This window comes from Nocardia sp. JCM 34519.1 (genome assembly GCF_020361265.1).
GTDB classification, from domain to species: Bacteria; Actinomycetota; Actinomycetes; order Mycobacteriales; family Mycobacteriaceae; genus Nocardia; species Nocardia arthritidis_A.
On sequence record NZ_JAIRBR010000028.1, the window covers coordinates 87,950 to 106,310 of the forward strand.

An 18,361-nucleotide genomic window follows, 5' to 3' on the forward strand; every position below is an offset into this window, starting at 1 on the left:
TACAGCAGTTTCGCCACCGGAGTCGTTGCCGCTCAACCCGTTCGCCATAAAATTGCCCACCGGGAAACATTGCCCGGTGGGCAATTTTCTGTCATGCTCGTGTCATGGCAGAGGAGAAGCTCGGACTCCGCGAACGCAAGAAGCTCGATACCCGAAAGGCGTTGAGCGACGCGGCATTCGAGTTGATGTTCGAACGCGGGCTGGACAATGTGGTCCGGGAGGACATCGCCGCCAGGGCGGGCGTCTCGGTGCGCACGTTCAACAACTACTTCAACGGTAAATACGATGCGTTGGCCTACCGCCAGGTCGAACGCATGCGACGCACCGTCGAGGTGCTGCGCACCCGCCCGGCGGATGAGCCGATCTGGGCCGCGATCACCGCGGCGGTGCTGGATCCGCTGGAGCGCGACGGCCTGAGATATGGGCTGGTGCCGAGCTCGGCGCATCTGGCGGAGGTCCGTAAGTTCGTTGCCCGGTCCGAGATCCAGAACGCGTTCATGGAATCCGAAGTCTTCGGCAACCTCATAGCGGCCATCGCCGAACGATCGGGCACCGATCCGGAGCACGATCTGTATCCGCACCTGGTCGCGGGGACGGCGATGGCCGCCTACCGGGCCGCCATCCATGTCTACATCCACTCCGATCCCCCGACGTCGGTGATCCCGCTGCTCGAGAAATCCTTCGAGGCGATCGCCGCAGGACTGCCCGTACCGTCCGACCCGAGCTGACACGTAACCGAAATATCAAAAGCGGCAAAGGTTTTACCTTGCCGTGCCCGTAAACGGGGCAATCGGCTCCGAAACACCAAGTGAGACAAGAGGTGTCTTTGTCATGTCCGAAAACCGTATTGACGTAGTGATTTCCGGTGCCGGACCGAACGGGCTGATGCTCGCCTGCGAGCTGGCACGCGCCGGTATTCGGCCGATCGTGTTGGAGCGCTTGACCGGTCCGAGTGGCGAACCCAAGGCGAACGGCCTGGTCGGCCCGGTGGCGCGGGTTCTCGATATGCGCGGGCTCTACACCGCGTGGAGCGGGCTGCTCGAAGGCCCGCAACCGATGCCCCAGCACATATTCGGCGCCATCCCGCTGGACCTCAGTGCTGTCGATCCGAATCCACTTACCGCCCTGCTGATTTCGCAACCAGAGCTGATCGAGAAGCTGCTCGTGCTCGCCGACGAGCTCGCGGTGGATATCAGGTGGGGCCATGAGGTAACCGAGCTGCGCCAGGACGACGACGGCGTGGTCGTCACGGTCGCGACACCGGACGGTCCGCTCGAAATGGCCACCCGCTATCTGGTCGCCGCGGACGGCGGCAAGAGCGCGGTGCGCAAGCTCGCGGGTATCGAATTCCCCGGCAGCACAAACGATTCGCTCATCGCGCGGTTCGGGCACGTCACGGTGTCGGACGAGCTGCGCACCGCCGACGGCGGTATCGAGATCCCGGGCGCGGGCCGTTTCCACTTCGGTCACAACCGGGTCGAGCGCGGCATGTTCATCTTCGCGCAGCTGCCGACCGGAACCGTAATGGGCGCCATGGAGCACAGGCCGGAACTGGTGGACGAGGATGCGCCGATAGTTTTCCAGGAATTGCGAGACGCGGTCGAACGCCTGCTCGGCGTGCCGGTCCCGATCGAGCCGCCGACCGGGCCCGGTCCATTCGCGTTACGCCGCGTCGTCGGACAGAACACCCGGGTGGCGCAGGAGTATCGCGTCGGCAATATTTTCCTGATCGGCGATGCGGCACACGTACATTCGGCGATCGGCGGCCCCGGCCTCAACCTCGGCCTGCAAGATGCGTTCAACCTGGGTTGGAAGCTCGCCGCACAACTCAACGGCTGGGCGCCCGCTGGGCTGCTCGACACCTACTGGTCCGAGCGGCACGTGGTCGCACAGCGCACCGCGATGCATTCGCTCGCCCAATCCGCTTTGGTATCACCGGGACCCGAGATCACCGGACTGCGTCAGCTTTTCGGCGAGCTGCTGCGAAATCCGGACAATGTCGCCTACATCGCCAACCTCATGGCCGGGGCCGACGTTCGCTACGACACCGGCGACGAGCACCGCGTATCCGGTTATCTCGTACCGGATTTCCGCCTCGACACCGGCCAGCGGGTCGCCGAACTGCTGCACGCTGCCCGCCCGGTCCTGCTGAACCTTACCGGCGAGCCCTGGTCCGAACACCTCGACGGCTGGACCGACCGCATCGATCTGGTCAACGCCACCAGCCCCGACGCACCCGCGGCCGCCCTGCTCATCCGGCCCGACGGCTACGTCGCCTGGGCCACCGACTCCCCCGTCCACCCGGACGATCCGGGCCTGCGCGCGGCGCTGAACCGCTGGTTCGGTCCCGCTCGCTCCCTCGCCCCGGCTCAGTAGATCACCGGTTGCGGCGCTGGGCGAATACCCCTGCGCCGCAACCGATGTTCGCAGATCGACGCCTATCAATGGTGCGCCGCAACATGTTTCGCGTATAGATACCTATCGTCCATGCGTCGTGACCGACCGATCAAGCGCCGAAATCCCATGTGGCCGAGCCGGAATCGGGAAAGTCGGCCGCACGGCGGCGCTGCGGCGATGCCGCAGCCAGCCGCGAACGCCGACGGCCAGTGGCACCAGGACGGTGAGGAACCCGGACACGGGCTCGAAGACGAGGCCGAATGCCGTGAGGGCAGCGATCGCGGCGAGGACCGACGCGGGCACATAGCCGCGGGTTCGCTCCGTTTCGATTACGGCGATACCGAGGCCGATGGCGGCGACTCCGAACGCGGTGAACCAGAAGGCGGGCTCGGTCTGCTCTCGACCGGTCGTCCAGATGACGCAGCCGAGCGCGGTATGCGCCGATCCGATGAAGGTGACCAGTGTGCCCGTCAGCGGGAACGCCGTTTTTGAATCCATATTCCAAAACTTTGCCTTAGGCTGTTCCCCGTGGCAAGACCCCGGCGCTTCACCGATGATCAAGTCCTCGACGCCGCACGCGATCTGCTCGCGGATCCGGCGACGACCCGGCCGACCATCGCCGCGATCAGCGCGGCCTCCGGCGTCCACACCGGATCCATCTACGTGCGCTTCGCCTCCCGTGAAGAGTTGCTCGCACGACTGTGGCTACGCTCGATCCAGCGCTTCCATATCGGGTTCATCGCCGCACTGTCGGGTGCGGACCCGCTGCTCGCGGCCGCCATACACCTGGCGCAATACTGCCGTGCGCACCCCACCGAAGCTCGTGCGATGAAGATGTTCCGGCGCGAGGAGCTGCTCGAGGTGGTGCCCGATGAGTTGCGCGCCGAGATCGCCACCGTCAACGACCGGATGAACGATGCGCTGCGCGCCGCCGTCGCGGCGCAGTTCGGCGACGCCGACGAGCAGCACATGGCGATCGCGGTGGCGGCCGTCAAGGCGATTCCCTATGGGCTGGTCCGCGAGTACATCGCGAACGCGGCCCCCATTCCGGACTGGGTCGACGATGTCATCGCCACCGCGACGAGCGCCGTCGTGCACCGGCTGCTGCACCCGCCACGGGCCGAGCCCTCTTTTGCAGCAACAGTTTTCGATGCCGCAAGCCAGGCTCGTAACGCGTGAACCGGCGCTAAAGGGCGCCGAGGTCGGCGGAGAGCCAGTGCTCGGGGCGCATATAGATGGCGACCTGAGGGCCGAACGTCGCGGATTTGGCGAGGTAGGCGTCGACCTTCTCCGGAGCCAGATAGCGGGTGACCATCTCGAGGTGCAGTTCGTCGGTCATCGGAACAACCCGGGTGACCGGGCCCTCGACCGTGACATATCGAACGCTCGGTTCGAGGGTCTCGGCCATCAGGCTGAAGCGGCCCGCCTGCTCGATGAGGGCGAATTTGCGGCTCTTCGGGCCGGTCAGCACCCATAATTCGCCGCCGGGTGCGTACTGGTACCAGATGGGGACGGTCAATGGGGCACGGTCGGGGCCCGCGGTGACGGCGAGCGCACCGATATGCGGCTGAGCAAGAAATTCCTGACGTTCCTGTGAACTCAGTGCCATATCACCAACGGTACCGACCGGTCCGCCCGGTCGCCGCTGTTGGCCGCGCCCGACCGCCGCAGGTACGCTCGGCAGCATGTTCACGCGGGCACAGTTGACGGCGTTTGCGATCTTCGCGACCGTCCTGCCCGCGTTGGCGCTGTTCGCCGTGCCGGACAAGGCGACATCACTCGCGGTGGTCGGTATGGTGGCCGCCGAGCTGGTGCTGGCGCTGGTCGCATTGCAGACCACCCGGCTGGTGCCGATCCGGGTCTACGTCTCCGGTCCGCCACCGTCCGCGCAGCGCCGATTGCGGGGATCCTTTCTGCGGCAGAGCAATCCGGACGCGCCGGGGCGGGTCCGGCCACGAGCGCCCGGTCGCGCGGTCGGCTGACCACCCGCGCCCGAGGCACGGCCGCGGGGACGTCGGCAGCGGTTGACCAACGTCCGCGCGTGCGCGACGCACGCCCCACAGTCAGGTATCCACCTTGCTCAACTTCATCTACTATCCGGTGTCGGCCGTACTCGCGGTGTGGCACAGCGTTTTCGGATTCGTCTTCGGTCCGGCGAGCGGGCTCGCCTGGATTCTCGCCGTCGTATTCCTGGTGCTCACCTTCCGCGCCGTACTTTTTCTGCCGTTCCTGAAACAAGCTCGCACCCAAGCGGTTATCGCGCGCATCAGGCCGGAGATGAAGAAGATCCAGCAGCAGTACAAAGCGGACCGGATCAAGCAGAGCACCGAACTGCAGAAGCTGTATCAGGAGAACGGGATAAGCGCCCTGGCCACCCTGCTCACCATGGTGACCGTATTCGCGCAGCTCCTGCTTTTCCTCGGGCTGTTCCATGTGTTGCGATCCTTCGATCGCACCGGGCAGCACACGAATCTGCCGTTCCTGTCCTCGGGCCGGATGACACCCGAACAGAACGCCGCGACACCGAATTACGTATTCGGCGCCGACGACGTGCAGTCGTTCCTGCACGCGAAGATCCTCGGCGTACCGCTGTCGACGGCGATGGCCACCGCCGGTGATCTCGTCGCATCGGCGGCGCTGGTCGCCGTGCCGCTCATGCTGATCGCCGCGGTGGCAACGCATTTCACCGCACGCACCTCGATGGCGCGCCAGGATTCGACGCCGATTCCGTTCATGCGCCCGCTCAGCCTGTGGCTGTTCCCGGCGATGGCACTGGTGGGCGGCATGGTGATGCCGGTGGCGATCCTGTTCTACTTCGTCACCAACAACGCATGCACCTTCGCCCAGCAGCACCTGGTCTATCGCAGGCTCGACGCCGACGAGCGGCAACGGGCCGCCGCGGCGGCGCAGCGCACCGCGGAGATCCGGGCCACGAACGCCCCGAAGCCCGGCGTGCGGCCCAAGCGGGTCAAGAACCGTACGTAACCGAGCTCAGGCCGGTTGGGCCTGCACGTAATCGGTCGCGGAGATGGTCTGCAGCACCAGCCGCACCGGCGCGGGCGCCCAACCGGCCGAAGGATCATGGTGCACAACGGGATTGGTCAATTCGACGACCTTCCCCCTGACCTGCAGCTCGAAATCCCCTGCGGCGAGCACATTCTTGAGCCAGTCGACGCCGGTCCCGTAGGTGAGCGCGATGCGGTAACCGCCATCGCGTTCGAAAACCGAGACCGGGGTGCGGTATACCCGCCCGGATTTTCGGCCCCGATGCACCACGATGCCGAATCCGGGCGCCCGGCCCGCGACCAGACCGGCCACCTGATTGGTGGCGTACCGATTGAATTTCCCGAGCGCGCGCGGCAACGTCATCGACGCGGTCCTCTCTTCGGATACCGGACGGCACAACGGTACCCTCTTCCGGTGCCGGCACAACCACACTCGGAGCGGATCGCGGTGTACGACAGCGCCGGACGGGTGATCGGCGCGGCCGACCGGGCCACCGTCTACCGCGACGGGCTCTGGCACGCCAGCGCCGGCGTGCTGGTCCGCTCCGGCGACGGCGAGCGGATATACGTGCACCGCCGCACCGAGACCAAAATGGTTTTCGCCGGTATGCACGACTGCCTGGCGGGCGGCGTCGTCGACCCCGGCGAGGATCCGGCCGACACCGCGACCCGCGAACTCGCCGAGGAACTCGGCATCGTCGCCGAAACCCCGCCGCTGCCGCTGGCCAGCGCGTCCTGGGACGGCGAATGGCTCGGAAGGCCCATGCGCTGCCACCTTTTCGCGTACGAGCTGCGCTACGACGGGCCGATCCGGCATCAACCGGAGGAGATCGCGGACGGCTGGTGGTGGACCGAGGAGCGGCTGCGCGCGCACCTCGCCGATCCGGACTGGCCGTTCGTCCCCGACACCCGGGTGCTCGTCCCCGAAATGTTCACCTGAACGCGGTCATTCGAGTGAGCGCAGCGCGTCCTCGGAACGCGCGAGCACCGCGCGGCCGTCGTCGAGCAGCACGATCGGCCGCTGGATCAGCCGAGGGTCCGCGGCCAGCGCCTCGATCCACCGCTCCCGATCGGCGGGCGTGCGGCCCCACGTGGACATGCCGAGATCCTTCGCCGCCTGTTCGCCGGTTCGGGTGATCTCCCACGGCTCCGCACCGAGCCGCCGCAACACCGCCTTGAGTTCGGCGACGGTGGGCGGCTGATCGAGGTAGCGGCGTTCGGTGTAGTCGAGGCCCGCGTCTTCCAGGAAGCTGAGCGCGGCACGGCTCTTCGTGCACCGCGGGTTGTGCCAGATCTCGGTCATGGACGAAGAATAATGCGCGCTACAGATGCATCCAGACCGGCCACACCTGCGACCACGGATGCCGCAGCCCGGTGCACTTCCAGATGGTGACGTCCTGGGTGCTGCCCGGGTAGCCGAGCCTGCTGTCCACCTTGCCCACCGGCTCGACCCGGTCGAAATCCCAGCGCAGGAACGATTCGTTCACCGCGACGGCGAGTACCACACTCGTGGAATCCGGTGGGGCGCCGAAGTATCCGTAGCCGCGGCTCGGACTGTAGATGGGCGGCAGGCGATTCCGGTCGAACTGGTCGAGCGCGCTCGCCTGCCAGTAGGTGTCGGTGATGACGATCGCATTCGCCCGCTCCTGCTCCGACAGTTCGTAATAGGCCCGCAACACCGCGGAAGTCAGTTCGGGCCAACCGAATTCGCCGTATACGCCGATATTGATGGTGGCGTCGGCCTGGCTCTTCGGCGGCTCGATACCGTCGGCCGACCGCCACGGCGTCGCCCAGAGCACGAAACCCGCCGCGACGGTTGTCAATACGACGCCGCCCGCGATCAGCGCCCGCCGTCCGCCGGTACCGAGCCGCTCGGCGAGCGCGACGATCCCGGTCGCGCCCGCGGCCATCACCACCCCGAACATGCCCGCCGCATAATAGATTCGCCCACCGACCACGAGAAAGGTCACCACCAGCAGCAGTAACGTGACACCGAGGAACCGGTACGCCCGCAACCGCGGCTCGCGCAGCAGCACCCACACGCCGTACACCAGCAGCACCGCACCCAGGTATCCGGCGGTCAACGCCGTCAGCGGAATGAACATCAGCCAACCGCCGAGAATCCCCTGCTCGCCGCTGATCACCTTGCCCATCTCCAGCTGCGGCCAGCCGTGGTGGCTCTGCCAGAGCAGCGTCGGGGCCGTCACGACCAGCACCAGCAAACCACCCGCCCACAGCAGCGGCCTGCGCACCAGCTCACGCGGCCCGAACAGCAGCGAGCTGACCGCCACCGCGATCCAGAAGAACGGGATCAGCCATTTCACCTGCATATCGATGGCGGTGACGGCGGCGGCGCACAGCAGCAGCGGATCCCAGCGGCTGCGCACCCAGTGCACGAGCAGCCAGGTGATGATCACCCACAGCACGGTGTCGACCGCGTTGGTGGTGAGCAGTTTGCCCTGCAGCAGCAGGAACGGCGAGGTGGCGTAGCCGAGCGCGGCCAGCACCTGCGCCGCGCGGCCGCCGCCGAACTCCCGGGCGATGAGCGCCGTCAACACGATCGCGAGCACGGTGAGCAGCACCGCGGGCAGCCGCAGCAGGAAGAACGAACCCGGCGCGATGGTGTCCATGGTCCGCGCCAGCACGGGCAGCACCGGTCCCTGATCGGCGTAACCGAAGGAGAGGTGCCGCCCGGCCGCCAGGAAATACAGCTCGTCGCCGAAGTAGTCGTATCTGCTCGCCGCGAACAGCAGTACGACCGCCGATACCGCGGCGACGGCGGCGATCCCGCCGGTGGCCACCGGCGGGCGGGTATCGGGTGAGGCGAGCTCCTGACGATCTTCGGTATCGGTCATGGCGCAGCTCCCGGAGGGTAGGTGCGTCGAATTTAGCTCGCGCGAACGGCGATCCACGCCGCGACACGATCCCGTTATGTCATCCCGTGACGTATCCGTCGGCCACCGAAAGCACCTCGTCGACGATCTCGAGTCCGGTGCGCAGTTCGTCGGCGGAGGTGGTGAGCGGCGGGGCGATCTGGAATCGGTTGCCCGCGTTGAACGGCCACAGCCCGCGTGCCTTCGCGGCGGCGGTGACCGCGCCCATCGGGGCGGCCGCCGCACCCGCGGCGCCGAACGGCACCAGCGGCTCCCTGGTGGCCGGGTCGCGCACCAGGTCCAGCGCCCAGAAGAAGCCGAGCCCGCGCACCTCGCCGACGCTCGGATGCCGAGACGCCAAGTCCTGCAAGCCTTTTCCGAGCACATCCGAACCGGAAGACCGAACGTGGTCGAGGATGCCCTCGCGTTCGAAGATGCCGATCGACGCGACGCCCGCCGCGCAGGCCAGCGGATGGCCCGCGTAGGTGAGCCCGCCCGGGTAGACCGTATCGTCGTAGCGCCGGGCGATCCGCTCGGCCATCAGCACCCCGCCGAGCGGCACATATCCGGAGTTGACGCCCTTGGCGAAGGTGATGATGTCGGGCGCGACGCCGAAGGCCTGCACCGCGAACCATTCGCCGACCCGGCCGAATCCGACCATCACCTCGTCGGCGATGTAGACGATGCCGTATTCGTCGCACAGTTCGCGCACACCCGCGAGATAGCCGGGCGGCGGAACCAGCACGCCGTTGGTGCCGACCACCGTCTCCAGGATCAGGCCCGCGATGAGGTGCGGGCCCTCCAACTCGATCACCTGACGCAGGTGCGCCAGCGCCGCCGCCGTCTCCTCTTCGGGAGTGCTTGTGCCCCACGGGGACCGGTACGGATAGGGACCGAAGAAACGGACCACGTCGACATTGGTCGGCTCGGCGCCCCAGCGCCGCGGCTCACCGGTCAACCCGATCGCGGTGCCGGTGCCGCCGTGGTAGGACCGGTACGCCGCAAGCATTTTCGTGCGTCCGGTATAGCTGCGGGCCAGCCGCACCGCATGCTCGATGGCCTCGGCGCCGCCGGTGGTGAACAGGATGCGGTTCAGGTCACCCGGTGCGCGTTCCACGATGAGCCGGGCCAGTTCGCTGCGCGCCTCGTTGCCGACCGTCGGCGAGATGGTGGTCAACCGCTGCGCCTGCGCGACGATGGCCGCGATCATCTCCGGATGCTGGTGTCCGATATTGAGATTCACCAATTGTGAGGAGAAGTCGAGATACCGTTTGCCGTCGGCGTCCCAGAAATATGAGCCCGAGCCGCCGACGATCGGCACCGGGTCGACGCTCGCCTGCGCGCTCCACGGATAGAAGACGTGATCGGTCACCTTACTTACCGCCTTCCGTCAGGGTCACCTGGATGGGCTGGTAACCCGTTCCGGTGACATCGATTCCACTGTTCTTCAGCAGGTCCAAGGCCTTCGTCACGTACTCGTTGGTATAGGCGCCCGCGTCCGGATCCTTCTTCAACACCGTCGCGCCGTCCTGGTTCTTCGTCTCCTTGGCGATCTTCACGGTGCGATCCCATGCCGCCTTGTCGACCATCCCGATTCCGTTGGGGGACGGCCAGATCAGCTTGTTCACCTCGTTGATCTGCCACTGCTGGTGCGAGGCGCCCAGCGTGCTGCCCGCCTTCACGGTGATGTCGCGGCATTCGTCGACGTGGTCGCGGCAGTACGCCCAGCCCTTCAGCGAGGCCGCGATGAATTTCACCGTCTGGTCCTGATATTTGCTGTCGCCGAGCTTGGCGGTGTTGGCCCAGATCGCGTCCTGCAGCATCGCGACACCCTGATCGTTCCAGTCGATGAGGTTGAAATCGCTTGGACTGTAGAGGTTTCCGGTCGCCGGATTCTTGGTCTCCAGCACCTGGGCGTACTCGTTGTACGACATGGCCTGGGCGGCGGCGATATCCTTGGACAGGAAGGCGTTCATATCGAACTGCTGCTGCACCAGTTTCACGTCCTTGGCCGGGTCGAGGCCCGCCTTGGTCATCCCCGCGAAGAGTTCGAATTCGTTGCCGTAGCCCCAGTTTCCGACCGTCTTACCGCGCAGCGCGGCCGGGCCGGTGATGTTCTCACCCTTGAACGAGACCTGTTTGGTGCCGGAACGCTGGAAGATCTGTGCCACATCGGTGATCCCGGCCCCGGCCTCGCGCGAGGCCAGCGCCTTCGGCACCCAGGCCACGGCATAGTCGGCCTGCCCCTGCGCCAGCACCGTCTGCGGCACGATATCCGTTCCGCCGTCGAGGATTTCGACCGATAGGCCCTGCTCCTTGTAGAACCCCTTGTCGACCGCGGCCAGGTAGCCGGCGAACTGGCCCTGCTTGAACCACTGCAACTGCAAGCGGACCTTGGTGAGTCCGTCGGCCGTTGTGGTGGAACCGCTTTCGGTGGTGCTGCAGCCGGTGAGGGTGGCCGCGACCACCGCGGCGAGCGCCAGGCAGGCGCGCAATCGCTTGGTGGCAACTGTCATTTCGATCTCCGGGGATAGTCGAGCAGGCCCAGCTTGGTGCGGGGACGGCGAGTGAGTTGTTCCAGAATCAGGACCGCGGCCAGAAACAGCAGGCCGACGATCATGGCGCCGACCACAAATGCCCAGGCCCTGGGATAGGCGGTGTTGGCGGCCGCCGAGGTGATGCGGCTGCCGAGTCCGTTCTGCAGACCCCCGAAGTATTCGGCGATGATCGCGGCGATCACCGCGCCCGGCGCGGCGATCCGCAACCCGGTGAACAGGTGCGGCAGCGCGGCGGGCAGCCGCACGGTGCGGGTGACCTGCCAGCCGCCCGCCGCGTACGAGGTCATCAGGTCGGTGTGCACCTGGGGCACCTGGCGCAGACCGCGGGCCGTGCTGACGAACATCGGGAAGAACACGACGATCGTCACGACCATTCGCCGCGGGGTATCGGTGGTGGTGGAGTACATCGAATTCAACAGGGGCGCAAGGGCGACGATGGGTACGGCCGCCGCGGCGGCGGCCAGCGGGGTGAGCAGGCCGTCGATCACGTGGAAGCGTACCGCCAGCACGGCCGCCGCGATGCCGGAAACGGCGCCGATCAGCAGACCGATCAAGGCATTCGCTCCGGTGGCCCGCGCGGCCGCGCAGATCCGATCGAAATTGTCCGCGAATTCGTGCGCGATCGCCGTCGGCGACGGCAGCAGGAACGAGGGCACCCCGGCCGCCACCGTCACCACCTGCCACAGCACCAGCGCCCCGACCCCGAAAATCAGTGGCGGCAGTACGGATTTCAGCGGCAGCGCCCTCATCGCAGCTCCCGTCCGGCCGCCCGGGCGCCGTGCCCGCCGTGCAGCGCCGCGCGCACCGCCGCGACCGCATCGAAAAACGGTGTGCTGGACCGGATATCGTCGGCGTCGGCCTCGGTGCGATCCCAGCCGGTCGGCACGATCTCGGTGATCCGGCCGGGCCGCGGCGACATCACCACCACCCGGTCGGACAGGAATACCGCCTCCGGAATCGAATGCGTCACGAAAACCACCGCGGCGCCGGTCTCCTCGGCGATGCGCAGCAATTCGGCCTGCATCCGCTCCCTGGTCATCTCGTCCAGCGCACCGAACGGCTCGTCCATCAGCAGCAGCGACGGTTTGCGGGCCAGCGCCCTGGCGATGGCCACCCGCTGCTGCATGCCGCCGGACAGCTCGGCCGGATAGCGCCGGGCGAATTCGGTGAGCCCGGCCATCTCCAGCAATTCCGCACTGCGCGTTCGGCGTTCGCGTTTGGGCACCTTGTGCAGTTCGAGCGGCAGCTCCACATTCGCCTGTACCGTGCGCCAATCCAGCAATCCGGCCTGTTGGAAGGCGATGCCGTAATCCTGATCGATCCGAGCCCGGCGGGCCGTTTTGCCGTGTACCGCCACGGTGCCGCTGGTCGGCTCCTCCAGATCGGCGATGATCCGCAGCAGGGTGGATTTGCCGCAGCCGGAAGGTCCGATGAGCGAGACGAATTCGCCCGCCGCGACGGTGAGCGAGACGTCCTGCAGTGCGGTGACCGATCCGGCCTGGAAGATCTTGCCGACATGTGCCAATTCGACCGCTGGTAGCCGGGTTTCAGGTTCGGCGACGGCCGAAATCGTGCTGCCTTCGGTGGTCGTCACCTCGTCGGGCGATGTGTGCGCGGTCAACGGGTACCTCCTGAGTCGCGCGCTCCCGCAGGACGGCTGTAGCGGCGCAATGCGAATTCGATCAGGGCGACGACGGTGGTCACCGCGACGCCGAGCAGTGCGGCCGCCAGCACGGCGGCATAGAGCCGGGCCGCGTCACCGGTCGCCTGCTGGGCGAAAACGATGATCTGGCGGCCGATTCCGCCCGCGGTGCCGGTGGAGATCTCGGCGACCACCGCGCCGATCACCGAGGCGGCGGCGGCCAGTCGCAGCGCGGGCAGCAGATGCGGTACCGCGGCCGGGAAGCGCAGCCGCACCAGCGTCTGCCACCAACTCGCCGAATAACTGTGCAGCAGTTCGACCGACGCCTTGGCCGGGGCCTGCAGCCCGCGCAGCATACCCACCGCCACCGGGAAGAACGCCAGATACGACGCGATCACCGCGATACTCATCCACGGTTGCCACGGCTGCCCCGCGATGACGATCTTGCCGCCCCACCCGGCCACCAGCGGCGCCAGCGCGATCAGCGGAACCGTCTGCGAGACAACGACATACGGCAGCAGTCCGCGTTCGACGAAGGCGAACCGCTGCATCAGCACCGCGAGCAGCACGCCCACCACCGTGCCGAGCACCAGGGCGAGCAGGGCCAGCCCGAGGGTGAATCCGGCGGTGCGCAGCAGGGTCGCGCCGACGGTCGACTTTCCGTCGCGCTCCCCGAGCACGGTCACCACCGACCACACGTGCGGCATCGCCGCATCGGTGGTGCGCGGCAGCAGGCGCTGCCCGCCGACGCTCAAACCCTGTTCCGGCACAAGGTATTTCACCAGTTCCCACAGCGCGGCGAGCAGCGCGAACGCGGCGACCGCGTACCCGGCTCGCGCGCCGCGGCCGCCGAATCCACGCAGCGTCACCCGACCGCCTCCGTCGCGGTCACCGGAGGCGCGAGCCGCGGCAGCACCGATTCGCCGTACGCCTCCAGAGTCGCCGTCTTGGCGTCGTGCTGGAGGTAGACGGCGAACTGGTCCACGCCCAGCTTCTCCAGCTCGCGCAGCCGCGCCAGCTGATCGTCGGGCGTGCCGAGCAGGCAGAACCGGTCCACGATGGCGTCCGGCACGAATTCGGCGTGCGTATTCCCGGCCCGGCCGTGCTGGTTGTAATCGTAACCTTGCCGCCCAGCGATATATTCGGTGAGCGCGGCCGGAATCTCGCTTCCCGCACCGTATTTCGCGACGATATCGGCGACGTGATTGCCGACCATACCGCCGAACCACCGGCACTGCTCCCTGGCGTGGTCCAGGGCGGCCGCCGTCCCGTCGGTGACGTATGCCGGTGCGGCGACACAGATCTTGACCGATCCGGGATCGCGCCCGGCCCGCTCGGCGGCGGCACGCACCCGCGCGATGGTCCACGCGGTGATGTCGGGATCGGCCAGCTGCAGGATGAACCCGTCGGCCACCTCGCCGGTCAGGTCGAGTGCGCGCGGACCGTAGCCCGCCACCCACACCTCGAGCCGGGAATCGGCCGCCCAGGGGAACCGCACCTGGGTATCGCCGATGCGCGCGGCTCGACCGTTCCCCAATTCCCGTATCACCCTGATGGATTCACGCAATGTCGCGATGGTGGTCGGCTTGCCGCCCAGCGTACGCACCGCGGAATCACCGCGCCCGATCCCGCAGATCGTGCGGTTGCCGAACATATCGTTCAGCGTGGCGAAGGTGGACGCCGTCACCGTCCAGTCCCTGGTGGCCGGATTGGTCACCATGGGGCCGACGACGATCTTGCGCGTCGCGGCCAGGATCTGGCTGTAGATGACGTACGGCTCCTGCCACAGCAGATGCGAATCGAAGGTCCACACGTGCGAAAACCCGTGTGTCTCGGCGATTCTGGCCAGTTCGACGACCCGCGAGGCGGGCGGCGTGCATTGCAGCACCACACCGATATCCATGCGGCACACTCCAATCCAACTGCGTGCTCAGATGAGGTTCTGTGAGAGTCCGCGTTTCACGAACCGGCCGTGGCCCGTGCTGCCCGAATACCGGCCGCCGTCCACGATCACCCGGCCCCGCGACAGCACCGTGTCGACGTGGCCGTCGATCTCGAAACCCTCCCAAGCGGAATGGTCCATATTCATGTGGTGGGTCTTGCCGTATCCGATGCTGGTGTGCCCATTGGGGTCGTAGATCACGATATCGGCGTCGGCGCCCGGGCTGATCACACCCTTGCGCGGATACATGCCGAACATCCGCGCCGGCGTGGTACAGCAGACCTCCACCCAGCGCTCCGGCGAGATCCAGCCGTTCTTGACGCCCTGGAACATCAGGTCCATCCGGTGTTCGACGCCGCCGATCCCATTGGGAATCTTGCTGAAATCGCCGATGCCGAGTTCCTTCTGATCCTTCATGCAGAACGGACAGTGATCGGTGCTGACCGCGGTGACATCGCCGGTGCGGATGTAGCGCCACAGCGCGTCCTGGTGCCCCTCGGCCCTGGATCGCAGCGGCGTCGAGCACACCCATTTGGCGCCCTCGAAACCCGGTGCGCCCAACTGTTCTTCGAGCGAGAGGTACAGATACTGCGGACAGGTTTCGCCGAAGACGTTCTGCCCGTTGCCGCGCGCGGCGGCGATCTGCTCCAGCGCCTGCTTCGCCGAGACGTGCACGACATATAAAGGCGCGCCGGTCAATTGGGCCAGCATGATGGCGCGGTGGGTGGCCTCCTCCTCCAGCTGCCACGGCCGCGATGTGCCGTGGAAGTAGGGTGCGGTGTCGCCGCGCGCGACGGACTGGGCGACCAGCACATCGATCGCTATTCCGTTCTCCGCGTGCATCATCAGCAACGCGCCGAGGTCACCCGCCGACTGCATGGCCCGCAGGATCCGCCCGTCGTCGGAGTAGAAGACGCCGGGATAGGCCATGAACAGCTTGAAGCTGGTCACCCCCTCCGACACCAATTCGGCCATCCCCTTGAGGGATTCGTCGTTCACCTCGCCGACGATCTGATGGAAGCCGTAATCGATGGCGCACTGCCCCGCGGCCTTCTGATGCCACAGGTTCAGCGTGTCCTGGACGCGCTCGCCGGGCTTCTGCACCACGAAGTCGATGATGGTGGTGGTGCCGCCCCAGGCGGCCGCGCGGGTTCCGGTTTCGAAGGTGTCGGAGGCCTCGGTGCCGCCGAACGGCATCTGCATATGCGTATGTCCGTCGACGCCACCGGGAATCACGTATTTGCCGGTGGCGTCGATGGCGACGTCGGCGTCGGCCTTCAGGTCCGCGCCGAGCGCGGTGGAACCGGGTTGCAGTACGGCGACGATGGTTTCGTCGTCGACGAGCACGTCCAGCGGTTGGGATCCGGTGGCCGAGACCACGGTGCCGCCATGGATGAATGTCTTCATGCCGCATCCCCCGCTATCACGGCTGTACCAGCGGCCCGTAGGCCTCCGGGCGGCGGTCGCGGTAGAAGGCCCACCGGTCGCGCACCGTCTTGATCAGATCCATATCGAGATCGCGCACGATCAGTTCCGGATCGCGATCCGAACCCACCTCGCCGACGAATTTGCCCTCGGGGTCGACGAAATAGCTGGTGCCGTAGAAATCGTCGTCACCGTAATCGCTTTCGATGCCGACCCGGTTGATCGCGCCGATATAGTACTCGTTGGCAACGGCCGATGCGGGCTGTTCCAGCTTCCACAGATATCCGGACAGTCCGCGCGAGGTGGCCGACGGATTGAACACGATTTCCGCGCCGGCCAGGCCCAGCGCGCGCCAGCCCTCCGGGAAATGCCGGTCGTAGCAGATGTAGACGCCGACCCGGCCGACGGCGGTATCGAATACCGGCCAGCCGAGATTGCCGGGACGGAAGTAGAACTTCTCCCAGAACCCGCTGACGTGCGGAATGTGGTGTTTACGGTATTTGCCCAGGTAGCTGCCGTCGGCATCGATCACCGCCGCGGTGTTGTACAGCAGGCCCGGCTGCTCCTGCTCGTACACCGGCAGCACCATCACCAGGCCCAATTCCTTTGCCAGCGCGGCGAATCGCTCCGTCGTCGGGCCGGGTACGGATTCGGCGTAGTCGTAGAACTTGGCGTCCTGTAGCTGGCAGAAGTACGGACCGTAGAACAACTCCTGAAAGCAGATCACCCGGGCGCCCTGCGCGGCCGCCTGCCGCGCGTAGTCCTCGTGTGCCTTGATCATCGACTCTTTGTCGCCCGTCCAGTTTGTCTGGACTAGGGCGGCTCGCACGATTGCCATGTTTGTGATCCTCCACCCTGAACTGATTCAGTTGTGTTACAAGATTACGGAAACAGTTTCGCGCCCGTTACGTTTTGGGCCCCTTGAATTACAACGACTTTCGGCCGAGCAGAATGAGATCGTGACAATCGACCCAGCGACCGATCAGCATGCGCCCGCGGACGGCGCGCAACCGGCCGCGGGCGGGTCCGCCGCGAGCTTTCTCACCGATCTCGAGGACCGAACCCCGGCCGGTATCGCGGCCGCGATGAGCCGCCGAATCCGTTCCGGCGCAATACAACCGGGCACTCGGCTGCCGACGGTGCGCGAGGTGGCCAGGGAACTGCGAGTCTCCCCCGCCACCGTCAACCAGGCTTGGCGGGCGCTGGCCGCGACGGGCGCCATCATCGCGCGCGGCCGGGCGGGCACCTTCGTCGGCGAACCGGTGGCGACCCGGATTTCCCAACCGGAGGGGCGCTATCAGCGGCTGCATCCGCCCTCCGACAGTGCCTTCCGGCTCGATCTGTCCCGGGGCACACCCGACGCCCGGCTGCTGCCCGATCCGAGCGCGGCGCTGCGCGTGCTGGCCGACGCGGGGACGGGGGGCGACCTCGCGTCGAACTATCTCGGCGATGCGGTGCTGCCCGAATTCGCGGCGAAGCTGCGGGCCGACTGGCCGTTCCGGCCCGAGACCATCGCCGTACTCGACGGCGCGCTGGACGCCGTCGACCGCCTGCTCACCGCGCATGTCCGGCTCGGCGACGCGGTGGCCGTCGAAGATCCCTGTTTCCCACCGTTTCTCGATCTGCTGAGCCGCATCGGCGCCCGGCCCGTCCCGGTGCGAATGGACGAATCCGGCCCGCTACCCGCCGATCTCGCGGCCGCGGTCACCGAATACGGTGTCGCGGCGCTGATCCTGCAACCGCGCGCGCAGAACCCCACCGGAGCCTCGCTCACCGCGCGCCGGGTCCGCGACCTCGCCGAAATCCTCGCGCCCACCGGCACTCTCGTGTTCGAGGACGATCACTCCACCGGAATCGCCTCCGCCCCACTGCGTTCGCTCGGCGCACGGCTGCCCGGCCGCACCGTGCACATCCGCTCCTACTCCAAATCGCATGGCGCCGATCTGCGGATCGCCGTCGTGGGCGGACCGGCGCGGCTGCTCGATCCGGTCGTCGAACGCCGCATGCTCGGACCGGGCTGGACCTCTCGCCTGTTGCAGCGCCTGCTGCTCACCATGCTCGACGATCAGGACGCTGTCCGCGCCGTCGAGCACGCGCGGGCCGAATACCGCAGGCGCTCAGCCGAATTGCGCCGCGCCCTGGCCCGGCGCGGGGTGCAGGCACCGCGCGCCGACGGCATCAACCTGTGGCTGCCGGTGGCCGAGGAGAACGCCGCGATGATCTCGCTGGCCGCCGCCGGGATCAAGGCCGCGCCGGGCGGCCCGTTCGAGGTGCGCGACCATCCGGGCTCGGATCACCTGCGGATCACCGTCTCCCCGCTCGGCGATCACGACTTCGAGTGGCTGGCAACCGAACTCGCCGCCGCCACCAAGGCCCTGCCCACGTATCGGCGGATCCGCCGGGTTTAGGGCCTGTCCTCGAAGTCCGGCCGGATGCCTCCGTGGTCCAGCTCGTCGCCTGGCAAGGCGGAGGAGGAGCCGATACCGGGGTTGTATCGGCGACGACGACAACGCGGCCAG

Annotated in this window: 20 protein-coding genes; 7 read left to right on the plus strand and 13 right to left on the minus strand. The window is 67.1% G+C overall.

The features are described 5' to 3' along the window. Positions 1-104 precede the first annotated feature (104 nt). Complete coding sequence (locus LGY53_RS39625; RefSeq protein ID WP_225731817.1) at positions 105-728, plus strand: TetR/AcrR family transcriptional regulator; 624 nt, start codon at positions 105-107, stop codon at positions 726-728. Between the two features lie 103 nt (positions 729-831). Beyond that, positions 832-2,376 (plus strand): FAD-dependent monooxygenase, encoded by a 1,545-nt coding sequence (locus LGY53_RS39630; protein ID WP_225731818.1) that lies wholly within the window; start codon positions 832-834, stop codon positions 2,374-2,376. A gap of 102 nt (positions 2,377-2,478) precedes the next feature. On the opposite strand, the gene LGY53_RS39635 is transcribed toward LGY53_RS39630, so the two are convergent. Next, positions 2,479-2,895: a DUF6463 family protein gene (locus LGY53_RS39635; protein WP_225731819.1), complete on the minus strand. Its 417-nt coding sequence runs from the start codon at positions 2,893-2,895 to the stop codon at positions 2,479-2,481. 30 nt (positions 2,896-2,925) lie between these two features. Here LGY53_RS39635 and LGY53_RS39640 point away from each other — a divergent pair, with 30 nt between their 5' ends. Next, complete coding sequence (locus LGY53_RS39640) at positions 2,926-3,576, plus strand: TetR/AcrR family transcriptional regulator (RefSeq protein WP_225731820.1); 651 nt, start codon at positions 2,926-2,928, stop codon at positions 3,574-3,576. 7 nt (positions 3,577-3,583) lie between these two features. Here the strand turns inward: LGY53_RS39640 and LGY53_RS39645 are convergent, their stop codons facing one another. After that, positions 3,584-4,006: a pyridoxamine 5'-phosphate oxidase family protein gene (locus tag LGY53_RS39645; RefSeq protein WP_225731821.1), complete on the minus strand. Its 423-nt coding sequence runs from the start codon at positions 4,004-4,006 to the stop codon at positions 3,584-3,586. A 76-nt stretch (positions 4,007-4,082) separates the two neighbouring features. Between LGY53_RS39645 and LGY53_RS39650 the strand changes: the two genes are divergently transcribed. Both LGY53_RS39650 and yidC read left to right on the plus strand, forming a co-directional pair. Then, complete coding sequence (locus LGY53_RS39650; RefSeq protein WP_225731822.1) at positions 4,083-4,379, plus strand: DUF6412 domain-containing protein; 297 nt, start codon at positions 4,083-4,085, stop codon at positions 4,377-4,379. A 94-nt stretch (positions 4,380-4,473) separates the two neighbouring features. Next, the gene (gene yidC, locus LGY53_RS39655) at positions 4,474-5,382 is read left to right on the plus strand and encodes a membrane protein insertase YidC (protein WP_225731823.1); all 909 of its coding nucleotides are present in this window, start codon (positions 4,474-4,476) and stop codon (positions 5,380-5,382) included. A 6-nt stretch (positions 5,383-5,388) separates the two neighbouring features. Here yidC and LGY53_RS39660 read toward each other — a convergent pair whose 3' ends face one another. Beyond that, the gene (locus LGY53_RS39660) at positions 5,389-5,766 is read right to left on the minus strand and encodes a nitroreductase family deazaflavin-dependent oxidoreductase (RefSeq protein ID WP_225731824.1); all 378 of its coding nucleotides are present in this window, start codon (positions 5,764-5,766) and stop codon (positions 5,389-5,391) included. A 51-nt stretch (positions 5,767-5,817) separates the two neighbouring features. Between LGY53_RS39660 and LGY53_RS39665 the strand changes: the two genes are divergently transcribed. Then, positions 5,818-6,342 carry an NUDIX domain-containing protein gene (locus LGY53_RS39665; RefSeq protein ID WP_225731825.1) on the plus strand — a complete coding sequence of 175 codons (525 nt, stop codon included), beginning with the start codon at positions 5,818-5,820 and terminating at the stop codon, positions 6,340-6,342. 6 nt (positions 6,343-6,348) lie between these two features. On the opposite strand, the gene LGY53_RS39670 is transcribed toward LGY53_RS39665, so the two are convergent. The 10 genes from LGY53_RS39670 to LGY53_RS39715 all read right to left on the minus strand — a co-directional run bounded on the left by LGY53_RS39670 (position 6,349) and on the right by LGY53_RS39715 (position 16,680). Further along, positions 6,349-6,705, minus strand: a complete 357-nt coding sequence (locus LGY53_RS39670; RefSeq protein ID WP_225731826.1) for an arsenate reductase family protein — start codon at positions 6,703-6,705, stop codon at positions 6,349-6,351. A 19-nt stretch (positions 6,706-6,724) separates the two neighbouring features. Beyond that, complete coding sequence (locus tag LGY53_RS39675) at positions 6,725-8,257, minus strand: glycosyltransferase family 39 protein (RefSeq protein WP_225731827.1); 1,533 nt, start codon at positions 8,255-8,257, stop codon at positions 6,725-6,727. A gap of 79 nt (positions 8,258-8,336) precedes the next feature. Beyond that, positions 8,337-9,647: an aspartate aminotransferase family protein gene (locus tag LGY53_RS39680; RefSeq protein WP_225731828.1), complete on the minus strand. Its 1,311-nt coding sequence runs from the start codon at positions 9,645-9,647 to the stop codon at positions 8,337-8,339. A gap of 1 nt (position 9,648) precedes the next feature. Continuing rightward, positions 9,649-10,791, minus strand: coding sequence for an ABC transporter substrate-binding protein (locus tag LGY53_RS39685; protein WP_225731829.1), 1,143 nt, complete (start codon positions 10,789-10,791; stop codon positions 9,649-9,651). Further along, on the minus strand, positions 10,788-11,582 hold the full coding sequence (locus tag LGY53_RS39690; protein WP_225731830.1) for an ABC transporter permease: 795 nt from the start codon (positions 11,580-11,582) through the stop codon (positions 10,788-10,790). Before LGY53_RS39690 ends, LGY53_RS39685 begins: the two co-directional genes overlap by 4 nt. After that, the gene (locus LGY53_RS39695; protein ID WP_374111309.1) at positions 11,579-12,403 is read right to left on the minus strand and encodes an ABC transporter ATP-binding protein; all 825 of its coding nucleotides are present in this window, start codon (positions 12,401-12,403) and stop codon (positions 11,579-11,581) included. The genes LGY53_RS39690 and LGY53_RS39695 overlap by 4 nt, the downstream gene beginning before the upstream one ends. A gap of 47 nt (positions 12,404-12,450) precedes the next feature. Continuing rightward, positions 12,451-13,344 (minus strand): ABC transporter permease, encoded by an 894-nt coding sequence (locus LGY53_RS39700; protein ID WP_225731832.1) that lies wholly within the window; start codon positions 13,342-13,344, stop codon positions 12,451-12,453. Continuing rightward, positions 13,341-14,378 carry a TIGR03842 family LLM class F420-dependent oxidoreductase gene (locus LGY53_RS39705; protein WP_225731833.1) on the minus strand — a complete coding sequence of 346 codons (1,038 nt, stop codon included), beginning with the start codon at positions 14,376-14,378 and terminating at the stop codon, positions 13,341-13,343. Before LGY53_RS39705 ends, LGY53_RS39700 begins: the two co-directional genes overlap by 4 nt. A gap of 27 nt (positions 14,379-14,405) precedes the next feature. Beyond that, positions 14,406-15,824, minus strand: coding sequence for a dihydropyrimidinase (hydA, locus tag LGY53_RS39710; RefSeq protein ID WP_225731834.1), 1,419 nt, complete (start codon positions 15,822-15,824; stop codon positions 14,406-14,408). 16 nt (positions 15,825-15,840) lie between these two features. Beyond that, the gene (locus tag LGY53_RS39715) at positions 15,841-16,680 is read right to left on the minus strand and encodes a nitrilase-related carbon-nitrogen hydrolase (RefSeq protein WP_225731835.1); all 840 of its coding nucleotides are present in this window, start codon (positions 16,678-16,680) and stop codon (positions 15,841-15,843) included. A 121-nt stretch (positions 16,681-16,801) separates the two neighbouring features. Between LGY53_RS39715 and LGY53_RS39720 the strand changes: the two genes are divergently transcribed. Continuing rightward, positions 16,802-18,250, plus strand: a complete 1,449-nt coding sequence (locus LGY53_RS39720; protein WP_225731836.1) for a PLP-dependent aminotransferase family protein — start codon at positions 16,802-16,804, stop codon at positions 18,248-18,250. Positions 18,251-18,361 lie beyond the last annotated feature (111 nt).